Source organism: Pyxidicoccus sp. M6, from assembly GCF_055568925.1.
Map to the genome: position 1 here is coordinate 12,509,525 of NZ_CM145714.1, position 14,250 is coordinate 12,523,774.

Here is a 14,250-nt window from a genome sequence, read left to right on the forward strand (position 1 = left end):
CACAGAGTTTCAACCCACGCTCCTCGCGGTCACGAGGAGCGACTTCTTCTGTTTGGACAGGGCGTCCAGTTCCTTAACGTTTCAACCCACGCTCCTCGCGGTCACGAGGAGCGACTCATTCTCCAGGAGATGGAAACCCAGTCCGGCATGTTTCAACCCACGCTCCTCGCGGTCACGAGGAGCGACTCGTCCACGAAAAGGTGTATGCCGAGATGGCGGGTTTCAACCCACGCTCCTCGCGGTCACGAGGAGCGACCCGTCGGGCGTGCGCGACTGGAGAGCCGCGTGGTGTTTCAACCCACGCTCCTCGCGGTCACGAGGAGCGACCGGATTCTGACGCGGGCGACGCGCGACATGGAGTTTCAACCCACGCTCCTCGCGGTCACGAGGAGCGACGGCGGGCGTTGAGTGTGTTGGGGGCGTGCTCGTGTTTCAACCCACGCTCCTCGCGGTCACGAGGAGCGACCGAGGACTTCCTCGTCGCCTGTCCCGTGGAGCGTGTTTCAACCCACGCTCCTCGCGGTCACGAGGAGCGACTGGAGCACCTCCGAGAACCTGCCGATGGACATCTGTTTCAACCCACGCTCCTCGCGGTCACGAGGAGCGACTGCGGTGTCTCCGAGGGCCATGGTGCCTCAAAAGGTTTCAACCCACGCTCCTCGCGGTCACGAGGAGCGACACCTCCGCCAAGCCGGGCGACTTCGTCCTCTCGCGGTTTCAACCCACGCTCCTCGCGGTCACGAGGAGCGACCCCGGCCGGCATGGTGGAGACGCTGCCCCTGGAGTTTCAACCCACGCTCCTCGCGGTCACGAGGAGCGACCGCAACGCGGTAACAAGTAGAGCTGGACTCCGTGGTTTCAACCCACGCTCCTCGCGGTCACGAGGAGCGACTTGGAGGGACGGCGTCCGGTCCGAGGCGAACTCGTTTCAACCCACGCTCCTCGCGGTCACGAGGAGCGACTGGGGCGCCTTCGGATCGCGTCACGGTGACGAACCGTTTCAACCCACGCTCCTCGCGGTCACGAGGAGCGACCGGTGCGGGACACCACGGGCGGCGCGCTCACCATGTTTCAACCCACGCTCCTCGCGGTCACGAGGAGCGACGTCGCAGTGATGAGGCCAGCCGTCTCATCTCCGTTTCAACCCACGCTCCTCGCGGTCACGAGGAGCGACCCGGGACACGCGCCAGCGTGGCCCCACGGAGCGTTTCAACCCACGCTCCTCGCGGTCACGAGGAGCGACGAAACTGCTCCCGCTCCTCGTCCGTGAGGTCCGAGTTTCAACCCACGCTCCTCGCGGTCACGAGGAGCGACTTTCGCCTTCAATTCCTCAAAGCGCTTCGGAGGTTTCAACCCACGCTCCTCGCGGTCACGAGGAGCGACGGGACATGACGTGTCCATGCTCGCCCTTGCGCGCGTTTCAACCCACGCTCCTCGCGGTCACGAGGAGCGACGCCCACGCGCGCAACTTGGCATCCACTTCCGCAGGTTTCAACCCACGCTCCTCGCGGTCACGAGGAGCGACGCATTCGCCTCCCGCATCGGGAGCGGGCTTTCCGGTTTCAACCCACGCTCCTCGCGGTCACGAGGAGCGACCCTGCGTCTCCAACATACCGTCATTCCAGCGGAAACCGGCATTCTTCCGCGAACCCGTCTCCAGGCGCGGCGAGAGTCGCCGCCCCTCGCGCCGCCCCCTGCTCCAAACCCGCACGACTATTCGAACTTTCAAAGAGCGCGAACCCTCGGCGCACAGCACACCAGCAGGGGTTCGCGGGCGTGGGGCATTCAACAGCCTGCCAGGGAGCCTAGAGAATGAGCGGCCCCTCGACGTCCAGCGGGACACGGGCCCCATGGTGCTCGGTCTTCCGGACGGCGTCTTCGCCCAGGAAGTAGAACCGAAGGCTATCCCCAGCCGCATCGAACTCCCCCAGCAACCTCGCGCGCAGCAGCACCCAGTCCTTGGGCTCCAGCACGCACTCGAAGACCGAATACTGGACCCGGACCCCATGGTCCCGGCAGGCCCGCGCAATCCGGCGCAGGCGGCGCGGTCCCTCGGGGTCGGAGACCTTTACGTCATAACAAATCAACACCGTGGTCTTCTTCATCCGTGCATCGCGAAGGGAGGATAGGTGTCCAGCTCACCGCGCAAGGTGCGCGCCAGCAGGAGCGCCTGCAGGTGAGGCGCGGTGCCCCACTGCGTGTCCTGCTCCAGGAACAGGTGGCGCACCGCTCCTTGCTTCGCGCCCTGGTACGCCACGAGGAACGTCTTGCGCGCCTCGTCCCGCAGAAGCACCGCCCCCGCGGCCTCCGTCCGGAAGTCCTCCGGTTTCAACTGGGCTCGGTTCACCATGGCCACGACGAGTCGGTCCACCACGGGCGTCCGGAACTCCTCCATCAAGTCCAGGGCGAGCGACAGCCGCCCCGGCCGGTCCTCGTGCAGGAAGCCCACGGCCGGGTCCAGTCCCACGCCCGCCAGCGCTGACGCGCAGTCCTGCATCAACAACGCGTAACCAAAGGACAGGAGCGCATTCAGCGGGTCTCTCGGAGGCCGGCGGTTGCGTCCTTCGAATCCGAAGCCGCTGGCAGCCGACTTCAGCAGCGCCGGGAAGGCCTCGAAGTAGTCACGGGCCGCGATGCCCTCGAGCCCGCGCACCACGTCCATGTCCTCCGCCCGCTCCAGGGCGCGCAGGTGTCCGGTCAGCCGGTGCGCCACATCCGACAGCACGGCCTGCCGCTCGGCGGCGGCATCCCGGCGCGCGTGCGACAGGAACTGCCGTGCGTTGGCCACCTTCCCCACCACCAGCGCCCGTGACAGCGCCAGCGTGCGTGCCGGGTCATCCGCCGCGCGGTACTGCTGCCGCCGCAGGAGCACGTTGCCTCCGGGCATTCCTTCGACCCGCGCCAGGAACCGCCCCGTCGTGCCGAAGAACGAGACATGGATGCCGGCCTCCACACAGCTCTCCAGCAACTCGGGTGTCAGCCAGGCCCTCGCCAGACACACCACCGAGCGCAGGTGACGTAGCGGCACCTCCGCCTTCTTCTCGTCCTGGACGGTCACCACCACGCACTCTCCCTGCTTGTTCAGGCGAGTGCCTTCGGCGGTGATGAACAGCGTATTGAGCGCGGTCGTCATGCGTGCCTCCCCTGCCCGCGCCGCATCCATCGGGCACGGACGCCTTCAGTCCCCACGTTCCACCCACTGCTTCAGATAGTCCCGGACGGGCCGCTGCCCCGCCGTGACCTGCGGCAGACACAGCGGCTCGAGCGAGCAGCCGTCACACTTCGGCGCGCGCGCAACGACGGGCACACGCTGCAACCGCAGGAGCTCGTGCATCCGGCCGATGGCGTCCTCGGTGCGGCGGCGCAGGGCCGCATCGAAGACCACGGAGTGCCGCCGGTGCCGCGCCCCGTAGAAGAGCGCGCCCTCCGGCACCTCCACTCCGTGCATCTCCTCCAGGCACAGCGCCTGAGCGCAGAGCTGCACCGCGTCCGCATCCAGCACCCTCCCGCGCCCGTGCTTCACCTCCACCGGGAAGGGCCTCCAGCCAGATGGAAGCGTGGCATCGCGCAGGTACTCGACCATGTCCGCGCGCCCCGCGACACGCAGGCGCTCGCAGCCCAGAAGGACGGAGCGCTCCACGCGCCGGCCCTGGCGGGAATCATGGCCGGGCAGGTCCACCCGCTCATGGAGCAGCCGGCCCGAGGCCGTGCGGACATCCTCGCGCCACAGCCGCTCCACGTGGATGAGCGCCGCCTGGCGCTCGCAGAAGAGCAGGTGCTGCAGGGCAGACAGCGCCACCCACGTCTCGCGGTCCGGGCTCATCCCATCCGGTCCATCACCTCGATGCCCTGGGGCAGGCCCGTGGTGTCCACCTCCACCTTGTAGTCGGAGAAGCTCCGCGCGGGCCTGTCGGGATGGAGGCGCGCCGCGCGGACCCGGTCGAAGAGGGCATGCGCCGGCGCGTTGCCCAGCTCGGAGCCATGCCGGAAGACGATGACCCTGCGCATGGACATCAGCCCGCGCGCGGCGCTGCGGTCCAGCTCGAACATGTGCGCGAAGGCCTGGAAGAGCAGGTCCAGGTCCGCCGTCCCGAATCCTGTCTGCCCGGCCAGATGCGGAGACACGAAGCCATGGGCGCGGTAGAGCCCGTAGGGCACGGTGTTCTTGCGGCCCATGGTGCGGTTGTCGCCTCCCTGCTTCTCGGCTTCGGCTTCCGTCGCCACGGCCATGCGGGTGATGGAATGCTCCTGCGACACGATGGGGTCCACCGAGCGTGCGAAGGTGAGCTGCACCGGCCCGCGCACCTGCCCCGCGTTGGCGCCCGTGGACATCACCGCGCCGAAGGTGCGCACGTCGAAGAACGTCTTGCACATCCACGCGCGGCCCTTGTCCACCTCGGAGCCCTGGGCCGAGCCCTTCGTCTTGCGCGCCTTCCCGTCCTCCGCGCGGGCCGGCTTCGCCTCCAGGTCAATGCCCAGCTCCTTGTACGCGGAGCCGATGACCGTGTTGAGGACGGCCTTCTCCTTCACGAAGATGTCGAGCCCTGGCTTTCCCGCCTGGGTCAGTGAAATGAAGTTGCGCACCTTGCGCTTGAGGCTCACGTCGGTCACCAACCCGTGGCCGGTCTCCGGGTCGATTCGCGGCAGGTTGCCCGCGTCGGGGTCTCCGTTGGGGTTGCCGTCCTGGACGTCGAAATACAGGACGAAGTCATGGCGGTTCTTGAGCTCGGTCATGGCGTTCTCTTTCTGGGACTGGACGGGAAATCAGGTGGAGGAGACGGGGGCCTCGACGGGAGCCGAGGCCGAGCGCTTCGTGAAGAACGCCTCGCGCTGGTGGTAGTAGCCGACGGCGAAGAGGCCCTGCTCCTCCAGGCCGAGCACGCGCGGGAAGTGCTCCGCGGGCAGCAGCGCCATCACCTCGCCCTTGGTCCTCTCCAACCACCGGCCGTCATCGCCCGCCTTGGCGGCGTGGTGAACGGAGAGCTGGAGCAACCTGGGGAAGACGGTGGCGGGGTTGCGCGACGCCGCGCCGAAGTAGCGGTCGCGAATGGTGGCATTGATGTCGCCCAGCGCGACGCCCTGCTGGCGCTCCAGCACGGCGAAGAGGCGGCCCAGCACATAGGCCGGTGTCCGGTTGTCCTTGTCCAGTGACACGGTGACCTCCAGGGAAGCGGTTCCACTGCGGGGAAGACGGGAGAGGGTGGCCTTGATGAGCGCGACACGGAGCCGGAGCTGCTCGCGCTCGAGCCCGCTATCCGCGGGCGGCAGCCGCAGTCGCTCCAGTGCGGCGGACAAGAGCTGGCGGGGAAAGGGATGTCCCCTGAGCGCGGCGCCCACCATGCGAGTGGCGAGGTCGGGTGACAGCCCGCGCCCAGAAGGGGCCTCCACCGCCTTGAGCAACCGCCAGACCGGAATGGGCCCCGCAGGTGCGTTGCCGATGCGCAGGTCTTCGAAGTAGCGCCGGACGTTCCGCTTCACCTCGCCCACGCTGGACTCGAACCAGTCGCGCACCGCAACGCGCCCCGCGTTGCCCGCGAGCGTCAGCGAGTAGAACCGGCTGTCGTCCAGTTCGCCCGGCTCCAGCCCGCGCAAAGGTGACTCGACGAAGCGCCGCAGGTCCTCCTCCGTCGGGTCCATCCAGGACAGCAACAGGCTCTCCTGCTGAGGAGCGCCACGCGTCCAGAACACCAGCACCGAGCCATCACCGAGCGCGATGCCTTGACGGTAGCGGCGCTGGTCCGACTTGCGGAGCATGTCATTCAGTGCCAGCACGTATCCCAGAGCGGCTTCCTGCGAGATGGGGGCGTTGTCCCCCTGCCCGAGGCCATGTGATTCGAAGGAAGGCGCATTGAAGGAAACCAGCGCGGCGCCCGAGGACTGTGCCGCCGGAACGTTTTTGAGCTTGGGATGGGTGTCGGCGATGGGCGCCTGCCGTCCAGTCACCAGGCATCGTGCCGTCTTCCCCAGCGCCCGCTGCGCACCGGCGCGACGTTCCCAGCAGGCACGGATGCCAGGCAGCAGGTGGACCGGCTCCGTGTCGTCGTCGACGACGAACGCGAGCAACTCCGAGCCTGTCCACTCCTCCCTGTCCCGGGACTCCAAGGCACGCTTCCGCTGGGCCTCACTCTCCAGGAAGGCCTGAACCGCCCCCGCTTCTGGAGTCCCTGTCTCGGCCGCCGCTGCCCGAACCTGCGTCAGGAAGGCTTCCAGCCGCGCGGCGGCCTTGTCCACACGTCCCGCCTTCGGAGTCGAGGCATCCGGCGCATCCTTGTCGAAGGCGAGGACGTACTTGGGATTGTCCGCGAAGAAGCCCGCGGCGATGTTCACCGAGCGCTGCGGCAGCCGGGGAATGGACATGGGCTTGCCCCTGCCGTCCTCCCCCGCCGTGGATTCGAGCGAGACGAACTTCCCCTTGCCGCTGATGCGGATGAGGAAGTCCACTGGCTTGACCTCGTACAGCGGGTCATCGGCCAGCCCGCGCTCGCGAGCGAAGTCATTGAGCGCCGCCAACATCATGGCTGACCTCCGTCACGTCCCAATACCTGCTCGCGTGGAGGAACCTTCAGCACACCGTCCTCGAGAAAGGCCTCGAAGAACACGGGGCGCACCGGCTGGCCGCCCGCGCCGAAGGCGAAGTCGTAGAACATCAGTCCCAAGGGCCGCCGTCCCCTGCCCGCCTCGTGCGGCTTCAGGTCCTCCGCCGCGGGCTCCACCCGAGCCGCGAACTCGCGGCACCCCAGGTACGGCGCGTGGAAGCTCTGCCCCTTCTCCAGTCGCCGCTCGAACATCTCCTCGAACTTGCGCAGTGAGTCCTCGGGGCCTGTCTTGCCCGGCACCAGGGTGAAGGACGCGGTGATGACGTAGTCCACGTCCCGCAGCGCCACTGTGTTGCGCTGGGCGCGGTCCTCGTCCGCCGCGTAGTCGAACTTCCCCACCGAGGCCCGGCTGTTCACCTCGTTGCGACGGAAGCTCGTCCACTGCACGGGAGCGAGCGCGGCAATCTCGTGGATGTGCCAGCGGATGGCCGGCTTCCAGAGAATCGCTTCCAGCAGCCCCCTGGCGGCGGAGGGCGTCATCATCTCGTAGCTGACGCGCTCCGCCTTCATCTCGGGGCGGGTGAAGCACGCCACGGGCCCCCTGGCGCGCACGCGGAACCGCCTGCCTGCTGCTGGCTTCATCGGCACCTCCTGAAGAGTCATCAACCTGGGATGAGAGAGCTGGGGTCGAGCACGCCGACCTGGTCCGGCAGCAAACCGAAGCGCTCGTGGTACGCGGGTCCGTGCTCCGGCCCGAGGAACGCCACGGTGTCGGAGACGAGCCGGGCCAGCTCCCGGTCCAGCCACTCCTGACGGAGCTTGCGTGGCACCGTCACCGTGAACCGCTGCACGGCCCGCAACCGCTCGCGGGAAGGGCCCAGCAGGCGGAGCTCCTCCAGCAACGGCTCACAGCCCGGGAAGGGCACCACCAGCGGCGCGCTCCACTCGTCCTCAACGAGCTTGAACAACGCTGCGACCTGCTCGAAGCAGAGACTCTCGCGCAGGGCCTGAATGCCCTTCCCGTCGGTGTTGGCGGAGGCATAGAGCCGCTCGAAGTAGAGGCGGAAGCTCTCCGGCGCGAACAGGTCCAGGTCGGGCCGCTGTTCGAGCAACCCGCGGGTGATGTCCTGGGCCGTGCGAGGAACGCCGAGCGGTGGCCGCGTCTCCGCCTCGTAGACACGCAGCTCTCCGAGCCCGTCCAGCCGGCCCTCCCGGTTGCAGCGGCCGGCCGCCTGCGCGAGCGCATCGAGCCCACCCACCGCGCGGTAGACGACGGGAAAGTCCAGGTCCACGCCTGCCTCGACCAGTTGGGTGGCCACCAGACGCACGGGCTCGCCGCGACGCTTGCGCGCCTTGATGTCCGCGATGACACGTGAGCGGTGCTCCGGACACATGAGCGCCGACAGGTGCAACGTCCGCGAGTCTCCCAGCCGCGCATCCACCAACTCGCAGAGCCTGCGCGCGTCCTTCCGCTGGTGCACCACGGCGAGCACATCTGGCTCGCGCGCAATCTCCTCGGCCAGCTCTTCGTAGGAGCGAGGCTCCCGGCTCGCGGGCCATCGCACGCGGACGCGGCGCAATCGCTCGAAGGCGCGCAGCTCCGCGGGAACGATTTCCCTCACCTCGGGGAAGCCCTGCGGGAGCCCGGGACGGCGTCCCAGCGCGGGCTGCGTGGCGGTGCAGATGACCACCGAGCAGCCATAGTCGGCCACGAGAGTGCCGAGACCGTCCAGGATGGGAGTCAGAAGCGCGGGCGGCAGCGTCTGGGCCTCATCGAGCACGATGACGCTGCGAGCCACCCGGTGCAGCTTGCGGCAAGCGGACGGCCGATGAGCGAAGAGACTCTCCAGCAACTGCACCGTGGTGGTGACGATGACCGGAGCGTCCCAGTTCTCGCTGGCGACGCGGTTGAGCGGAGTCTCGCGGCGAGGGTCCACAGCCGAGTGATGCTCGATGACCGCGTGCTCCAGGCCCTCGAACGCCTGACGATAGACACCAGCGCTCTGCTCGATGATGGATGTGTAGGGAATGGCGACGATGACGCGCTGGAGGCCGTGAAGCCGGGCGTGCTCCAGCGCGAAGGCCATGGAGGTCAGCGTCTTGCCGCCTCCGGTGGGCACGGTGAGGCTGAAGACACCGGGCTGATGCGAAGCGCTGTGCACCGCGGCCGCGAGCACCTCGCGGCGGACGCGGTTGACCTCCGTGTCCGGGGCGGCGCCCTGCTTCTGGTCCAGGAAGGCACGCAGCCGGTCCGCGAGCTCGGCGGGCGTCACCTGCACCGCGCGCGCCGTGCTCCGGTCCGAGTCGAAGAACGCCTCGGTATCCAGGAAGTCGGCGTCACACAGCGCCGAGAAGAGCATGCGCGTCCAGAACTCCAAACGATGCTTGGAGAGCGAGGCCTGAGCTCCGGGCTCGAAGCCGAGCGGCCCCTTCAGCAGGTCCGCTGGTGCCTGAGCCAGCGCATCAGCGAGGAGCGCGTGCTTCTCCTTACGGTTCATGCGCTCCTTGAACTTCGCCAGGTCAGGCAGGCCCGCGTGGTGCCCGGCGATGGCGAGCGCCAGCGGCAACAACCGGGTGTCGGTCCGCAATGCCCAGAGTGCGCCCGGGGTGGAGTGGTCTCGCTCCAGGGCGCCGTCCTTCTCCAGGTGCGCCTCGAAACCATTCTCGAAGCGGATGCGGTACTGAAAGTCGCGCGTGTACTTGCCGAGGTCATGCCACCTCCCTGCCACGCGCAGCGGCTCGCGCAGGTCCTCGCGAGGCGCCAGCTTCGCGGCCCACGCGCCCACGGCGTCGAGGTGCTCCCTCAGCAGGTGCGGACGCCCGCCCTCCGTAACATGCGCGAGCGGCGCCGGCGTGACGATGCGCACCGAAGAGCCTCCCTCTTCCAGCTCAATCTTTGACATGAGCCTCCCATTCGCCCGCCCTCTGATGTCTGTATTTTGGAAGACGTGCCGAACGAATCACAAGTCCACATCCCATGAAGCGGATGGGCACGCCCTACCCCGTCAGGGGTAGGGACCGTCTCCCCAGCATCGGATGTTCGTTCCAGCACTTCCGGACGTGTGCGGCGCACGTCAACGCGTGCATTGAGCGCAACGCGATTGCGATTCCACGCGTGGCGCGCGACCGGCAACCGCAGGTGCGGCAGCCACAAAAGTGGCCCAGTCCGCTCCGCCTAAGTGGCGCTTCTCACCTCTCCGGCTCGCGCGCATCTTGCTCGGCGTCACTCCTCCCCAAGCGAGCGAGCCCCATGCCCCGCATCATCACCACCTCACGCCGGAAGCTGCTCACCCACGCCCTCGCGGGCGCCGGCGCCATGTCACTCCTCCCCTCCCTGAGCATCGCCGGAACCCACAAGGCGGCAATCCCTCCCAAGCTTCCCACCGGCGACATCCACGACTTCGACTTCTTCGTCGGCAACTGGACCAGTGTGAACCGGCGCCTCAAGAAGCGCTGGGTCGGCTCCTCCGACTGGGATGTCTTTCCCAACACGGTCCGCTGCGAGAGCCGCATGGGCGGCGTGGTGAACATCGACGAGGTCGTCTTCCCGACCAAGGGCTGGTCCGGAATGACCATCCGCACGTTCAACCTCGAGAAGCGCCAGTGGTCCCTCTATTGGGTCAACAGCAGGACCGGTGAGCTGTTCCCTCCCGTCGTCGGCGGCTTCACCGGCGACTCCGGCGAGTTCTACGGCGACGACACCGACGAGGGCCGGCCCATCAAGGCCGTGTTCCGCTGGAAGCGCCTCGGGCCTGACGCCGCGCATTGGGAGCAGGCGTTCTCCCTCGACGGCAAGGAATGGGAGACGAACTGGACCATCGAGCACACCCGGGTGAAGAGCTAACCTCGGGGGTCGATGGCCAAACACGCCGTTTCCATCTTCTCCGTCGACGTCGCGGGGCTCGACTCCGTGCACGGACAACCCGCGTACGCGCGCATCTGCGACCGGATTCGCACCGCCATCCGCGGTGGGGCGCTCGTGCTGAACGCGCGCCTCCCGTCCAGCCGGGTGCTCGCGAAGGACTTCGGCGTGGCGCGGAACACCGTGGACTGGGCGCTCGGCCAGCTGGTGTCCGAGGGCTACATCGTCCGGCGCCGGGGCGCGGGCAGCTTCGTCGCCGCGCGTCTCCCCGAGCACGACGCACCTCCGCTCGCGCCCAGGCGCGTCGCATCGAAGAAGCCCCACGACGAGGAACGGCGTCTGTCTCGACGCGCGCAGGCGCTGCGGAGCTATCCCGGCCACTATCAGCCGCTCAAGGCCATCGCCTTCACGCCCTCGCTCCCGCCCATCGAGCACTTCCCGCGTGAGGTCTGGAAGCGGCTCCTCAGCCGCGAGGCGGCCCGGTCCGGCAGCACCTACTGGGCCTATGGCGCGAGCAACGGCCTACCGGCCCTGCGCGAAGCCATCGCCGCGCACGCCTCCGCCATGCGCGCGGTGGTCTGTTCCCCCGAACAGGTCATCGTCGTGACAAGCACACAGCAGGCCGTGGAGCTCGCGGGGAAGGCGCTCGCCGACCCCGGTGACAGCGCGTGGGCCGAGTCGCCGGGCTACCAGCCCGTGCAGCACTGCCTGCGCGCGGTGGGACTGGAGGTCGTGCAGGTGCCGGTCGACGAGCACGGCCTCGACGTCGAAGCGGGCCGGAGGCTCGCACCGCGGGCACGGCTCGCGTACGTCACTCCGGCGCACCAGTACCCGCTCGGCCACGAGATGTCGCTCGAACGCCGCAAGGCGCTGCTCGCGTGGGCACGAGAGGCAGACGCCTACGTCGTCGAGGACGACTACGACGGTGACTACCGCTACGAGGGCCGCCCGCTCGCGTCCCTCCAGGGAATGGATGGCGAGGGCCGCGTCATCTACGTGGGCAGCTTCAACAAGATTCTCTTTCCGGGACTGCGCATCGCCTACGCCATCGTGCCGGAAGCGCTCGTCAGCGCCTTCGTGGACGCGAAGCACGTCGCGGACGGACACACCGCGCTGCTCACCCAGGGCGTGCTCGCGGCGTTCATCCAGGAAGGGCACCTCGCGCGCCATCTGCGCAAGACACGCGCCCTCTACGACGAGCGCCGCCGGACCTTCCTGGAGGAAGCCAAGGTCCTCTCCGACACCCTCGACTTCGGGCCCGCGCGGGCCGGCATGCACCTCACCGGTCTCTTCAAGAAGAACCTGGACGACCGCGCGGTGGCCGCGGAGTGCGCTCGCTCGGGCGTCGAGGTGCAACCCCTCTCCCGCTTCGGAGCCACCGGCCGTGGCGGGCTCGTCTTCGGCTTCGCGGGTGCCACGCGCGCGGCCACCCGGTCCGGCCTGGACGTCGTCCGGCGGGCGCTTGGCAATCCCAACCTTCGCACGGACTTCCACCGGGCACCGTGACGCCTGGGTGTGTTCACTCCCACGCCTCCCGGGCATGCGCGCAACACTCCCGTAGTCGTCTTTGACGCAACACGGTTAAGTTTCCGCGCATGAACCGCGAATACCACCGCTGGTACAGCGAGCGCCTGCACCGGGACATGGAGGTGCTCCTCTTCGGCCACTCCGGCGAGCCGGTGCTGCTGCTGCCCACGAGCCGGGGCCGCTTCTACCAGGCCGAGGACTTCGGCCTCATCGGCGCCATTGCCGACCGCATCCAGTCCGGCCGGTACATCGTGGTGTGTCCGGACTCCGTCGACGAGGAGTCCTGGTTCAACAAGTCCGTCCACCCGCGTGAGCGCGTCACCCGCCACCAGCAGTGGGAGGAATACCTCCTCCACGAGGTGGTGCCCCTGCTCACCAGCCGCAGCACCGGCGGCCGCCTCACCCTCGCGGGATGCAGCTTCGGCGGCTTCCACTCGTACAACGTCGGCCTGCGCCACCCGCACGTCTTCCGCCGCCTCATCTCCATGGGCGGCAAGTTCGAGACGGACGAGTTCCTCGACGGGCACAACGACTCGGACGTGTACTTCCACTCGTGCACGCAGTGGCTGCCCAACCTCAACGACGCGGCGCAGCTGTCAGCCCTGCAGCGCGTGGAGATGGTCCTCGCCGTGGGCGAGCACGACTTCTGCCGCCCCTCCAACGAGCACCTCTCCAGCCTCCTGTGGAAGAAGGGCATCGGCAACCACCTCGCCGTGTGGCAGGACGGCACCCACGACTGGCCCGTGTGGCGGCAGATGATTCAGCAATACCTGCCCTGGTAGCGCCCGCGCCTCCTACGACTCCAGCGGGCGCAGCGTGCCCGCGCTCAGGCGGTGGAAGCGCCACAGCAGCGCCACCGCCACGCTGATGAGGCCCGCGCACAGGCCCCACCAGATGCCCACCACGCCCAGCTTGAGCCCGAAGCCCAGGAGCAGCGTCAGCGGCAGGCCGATGGCGTAGTGCCCCACCATGTTGGCGAGGAAGGTGAAGCGCGTGTCGCCCGCGCCGCGCAGCACGCCCGCGCCCACGCCCTGCACGCCGTCGAACACCTGGAACACGGCGCTCACCATCAGCAGCGGCACCACCAGCGGCAGCACCTCCGCGGGTGCCCCGGCCAGCTCCGCCAGCGAGTGCGGGAAGAAGGCGAACACCAGCCCGCCCAGCGCCATGAAGCCCGCGCCACCCGCGAAGGCCGTGAAGCCGGCCACCCGCGCCCGCGGCGTGTCGTGCGCCCCCACCGCCCAGCCCACCCGCACGCTGCCCGCGTTGCCGATGCCCATGGCCACCGTGAAGGTGACGCTCGAGAAGGAGATGGCAATCTGGTGCGCGCCCACGCTCGCCGCGCCCAGGCTTCCGGCCAGCACGCCCGCCAGCGCGAACACGCCAATCTCCGCGGTGATGTGCAGGCCAATGGGAATGCCCACCCGCGCCGCCTGCGCCAGGTCCGCCCACACCGGCGTCCGCCGGGGCTTCTCGCCCGCCACGCCCTTGCTGCGCACCGCCCAGAGGACGACGAGCACCTCCAGCCCCGTGCACATCGTCGTGGCCATCGCCGAGCCCGCCACGCCCAGGGCTGGCACCGCGCGCAGCGGCCCGAAGTACCACGGCAGCCCCGCCCCACCGAACACCAGCAGCATGTCGCCCAGCAGGTTGAGGATGTTCGCCACCACCGTGGCCACCACCAGCGGCCGGGTGAAGGCCGTGGCCTGGCAGTACGAGCGCATCGTCAGGAAGGCCAGCATCAGCGGCATGCCGGGCGCGCGCCACACCAGGAAGTCCCGCACTCCTGAAACCTGCTCGGGGGCAATGCCCGCCAGCGGCAGGAGCAGCGGCATCAGCATCAGCAGCGAGGCCAGCACCGTGCCCGCGAACAGCGACATCCATCCGCCCTGCCACAAGAGAGCGCGCGCCCGGCCGAGGTGGCGCGCGCCGACGGCCTGGGACACGAGCGGGTCGAAGCCCATCATCAGCCCGATGCCGAAGCCGCTCATGGCGAAGAACAGGCCGTTGCCCAGGCCCACCGCCGCCAGCGCGGCCGTCCCCGCCCGCCCCACCACCAGCGTGTCCACCAGGCCCATGAGCGCCTGGCCGCCCTGGGCAATCGCAATGGGGAAGGCCAGCCGGCCCAGCTCACGGAGCTCCGTGCGGTAGGGATTCACGGACTGGGACGGGGTCGCGGCGAGAGTCATGGCAGGCGCGCCTATAGCGCCTTCCGGAAGGGAATGCGCTCCCCGGTGTGACGCCCCGCCGCTCCCCGGCCTGACCGGGGAGGGCGGGTTTCACGCCCGTGACGGGCCGCCTACAGGACCGCGCCCGCGAGCAGCA

At 68.8% G+C, this 14,250-nt stretch carries 11 protein-coding genes and 1 CRISPR repeat array (1 of these 12 running past the window's edge); of the genes, 3 read left to right on the top strand and 8 right to left on the bottom strand.

What is annotated here, in order from left to right; all coding sequences use genetic code 11:
• A CRISPR array of direct repeats spans nt 1-1,596; the repeat unit is 37 nt; unit sequence GTTTCAACCCACGCTCCTCGCGGTCACGAGGAGCGAC (it extends 2,471 nt beyond the left edge of the window).
• A gap of 209 nt (nt 1,597-1,805) precedes the next feature.
• From cas2 to ACVTJA_RS49390, 7 genes are read right to left on the bottom strand one after another with little or no spacing between them, the layout of a single operon-like run.
• The gene (cas2, locus tag ACVTJA_RS49360; protein WP_465831475.1) at nt 1,806-2,105 is read right to left on the bottom strand and encodes a CRISPR-associated endonuclease Cas2; all 300 of its coding nucleotides are present in this window, start codon (nt 2,103-2,105) and stop codon (nt 1,806-1,808) included.
• The gene (gene cas1c / locus ACVTJA_RS49365; protein WP_465831477.1) at nt 2,102-3,133 is read right to left on the bottom strand and encodes a type I-C CRISPR-associated endonuclease Cas1c; all 1,032 of its coding nucleotides are present in this window, start codon (nt 3,131-3,133) and stop codon (nt 2,102-2,104) included. Before cas1c ends, cas2 begins: the two co-directional genes overlap by 4 nt.
• Nucleotides 3,134-3,178: 45 nt before the next feature.
• Nucleotides 3,179-3,823: a CRISPR-associated protein Cas4 gene (cas4, locus tag ACVTJA_RS49370; RefSeq protein WP_465831479.1), complete on the bottom strand. Its 645-nt coding sequence runs from the start codon at nt 3,821-3,823 to the stop codon at nt 3,179-3,181.
• Nucleotides 3,820-4,734, bottom strand: coding sequence for a type I-C CRISPR-associated protein Cas7/Csd2 (gene cas7c / locus ACVTJA_RS49375; RefSeq protein ID WP_465831481.1), 915 nt, complete (start codon nt 4,732-4,734; stop codon nt 3,820-3,822). Before cas7c ends, cas4 begins: the two co-directional genes overlap by 4 nt.
• 30 nt (nt 4,735-4,764) lie before the next feature.
• Complete coding sequence (gene cas8c, locus ACVTJA_RS49380) at nt 4,765-6,516, bottom strand: type I-C CRISPR-associated protein Cas8c/Csd1 (protein WP_465831483.1); 1,752 nt, start codon at nt 6,514-6,516, stop codon at nt 4,765-4,767.
• The gene (gene cas5c, locus ACVTJA_RS49385; RefSeq protein ID WP_465831485.1) at nt 6,513-7,178 is read right to left on the bottom strand and encodes a type I-C CRISPR-associated protein Cas5c; all 666 of its coding nucleotides are present in this window, start codon (nt 7,176-7,178) and stop codon (nt 6,513-6,515) included. The genes cas8c and cas5c overlap by 4 nt, the downstream gene beginning before the upstream one ends.
• A gap of 20 nt (nt 7,179-7,198) precedes the next feature.
• Nucleotides 7,199-9,439, bottom strand: coding sequence for a CRISPR-associated endonuclease Cas3'' (locus ACVTJA_RS49390; RefSeq protein ID WP_465831487.1), 2,241 nt, complete (start codon nt 9,437-9,439; stop codon nt 7,199-7,201).
• Between the two features lie 347 nt (nt 9,440-9,786).
• Between ACVTJA_RS49390 and ACVTJA_RS49395 the strand changes: the two genes are divergently transcribed.
• From ACVTJA_RS49395 to ACVTJA_RS49405, 3 genes are all read left to right on the top strand, one after another.
• Entirely contained in the window at nt 9,787-10,380 is a 594-nt protein-coding gene (locus ACVTJA_RS49395) for a hypothetical protein (RefSeq protein WP_465831488.1), read from the top strand.
• 12 nt (nt 10,381-10,392) lie between these two features.
• Nucleotides 10,393-11,904 carry a MocR-like pyridoxine biosynthesis transcription factor PdxR gene (gene pdxR / locus ACVTJA_RS49400; protein ID WP_465831490.1) on the top strand — a complete coding sequence of 504 codons (1,512 nt, stop codon included), beginning with the start codon at nt 10,393-10,395 and terminating at the stop codon, nt 11,902-11,904.
• Between the two features lie 89 nt (nt 11,905-11,993).
• Nucleotides 11,994-12,707 carry an esterase family protein gene (locus ACVTJA_RS49405; protein WP_465831492.1) on the top strand — a complete coding sequence of 238 codons (714 nt, stop codon included), beginning with the start codon at nt 11,994-11,996 and terminating at the stop codon, nt 12,705-12,707.
• A 12-nt stretch (nt 12,708-12,719) separates the two neighbouring features.
• On the opposite strand, the gene ACVTJA_RS49410 is transcribed toward ACVTJA_RS49405, so the two are convergent.
• Nucleotides 12,720-14,114, bottom strand: coding sequence for an MATE family efflux transporter (locus tag ACVTJA_RS49410; protein WP_465831494.1), 1,395 nt, complete (start codon nt 14,112-14,114; stop codon nt 12,720-12,722).
• Nucleotides 14,115-14,250 lie beyond the last annotated feature (136 nt).

Excerpts from the sequence above, each read along its gene's own strand:
- ACVTJA_RS49405 (WP_465831492.1), top strand. The coding sequence starts at position 11,994 with ATGAACCGCGAATACCACCGCTGGTACAGCGAGCGCCTGCACCGGGAC.
- cas8c (WP_465831483.1), bottom strand. The coding sequence starts at position 6,516 with ATGATGTTGGCGGCGCTCAATGACTTCGCTCGCGAGCGCGGGCTGGCC.
- ACVTJA_RS49395 (WP_465831488.1), top strand. The coding sequence starts at position 9,787 with ATGCCCCGCATCATCACCACCTCACGCCGGAAGCTGCTCACCCACGCC.
- cas7c (WP_465831481.1), bottom strand. The coding sequence starts at position 4,734 with ATGACCGAGCTCAAGAACCGCCATGACTTCGTCCTGTATTTCGACGTC.
- ACVTJA_RS49410 (WP_465831494.1), bottom strand. The coding sequence starts at position 14,114 with ATGACTCTCGCCGCGACCCCGTCCCAGTCCGTGAATCCCTACCGCACG.
- ACVTJA_RS49390 (WP_465831487.1), bottom strand. The coding sequence starts at position 9,439 with ATGTCAAAGATTGAGCTGGAAGAGGGAGGCTCTTCGGTGCGCATCGTC.
- cas2 (WP_465831475.1), bottom strand. The coding sequence starts at position 2,105 with ATGAAGAAGACCACGGTGTTGATTTGTTATGACGTAAAGGTCTCCGAC.
- cas1c (WP_465831477.1), bottom strand. The coding sequence starts at position 3,133 with ATGACGACCGCGCTCAATACGCTGTTCATCACCGCCGAAGGCACTCGC.
- pdxR (WP_465831490.1), top strand. The coding sequence starts at position 10,393 with ATGGCCAAACACGCCGTTTCCATCTTCTCCGTCGACGTCGCGGGGCTC.
- cas4 (WP_465831479.1), bottom strand. The coding sequence starts at position 3,823 with ATGAGCCCGGACCGCGAGACGTGGGTGGCGCTGTCTGCCCTGCAGCAC.
- cas5c (WP_465831485.1), bottom strand. The coding sequence starts at position 7,178 with ATGAAGCCAGCAGCAGGCAGGCGGTTCCGCGTGCGCGCCAGGGGGCCC.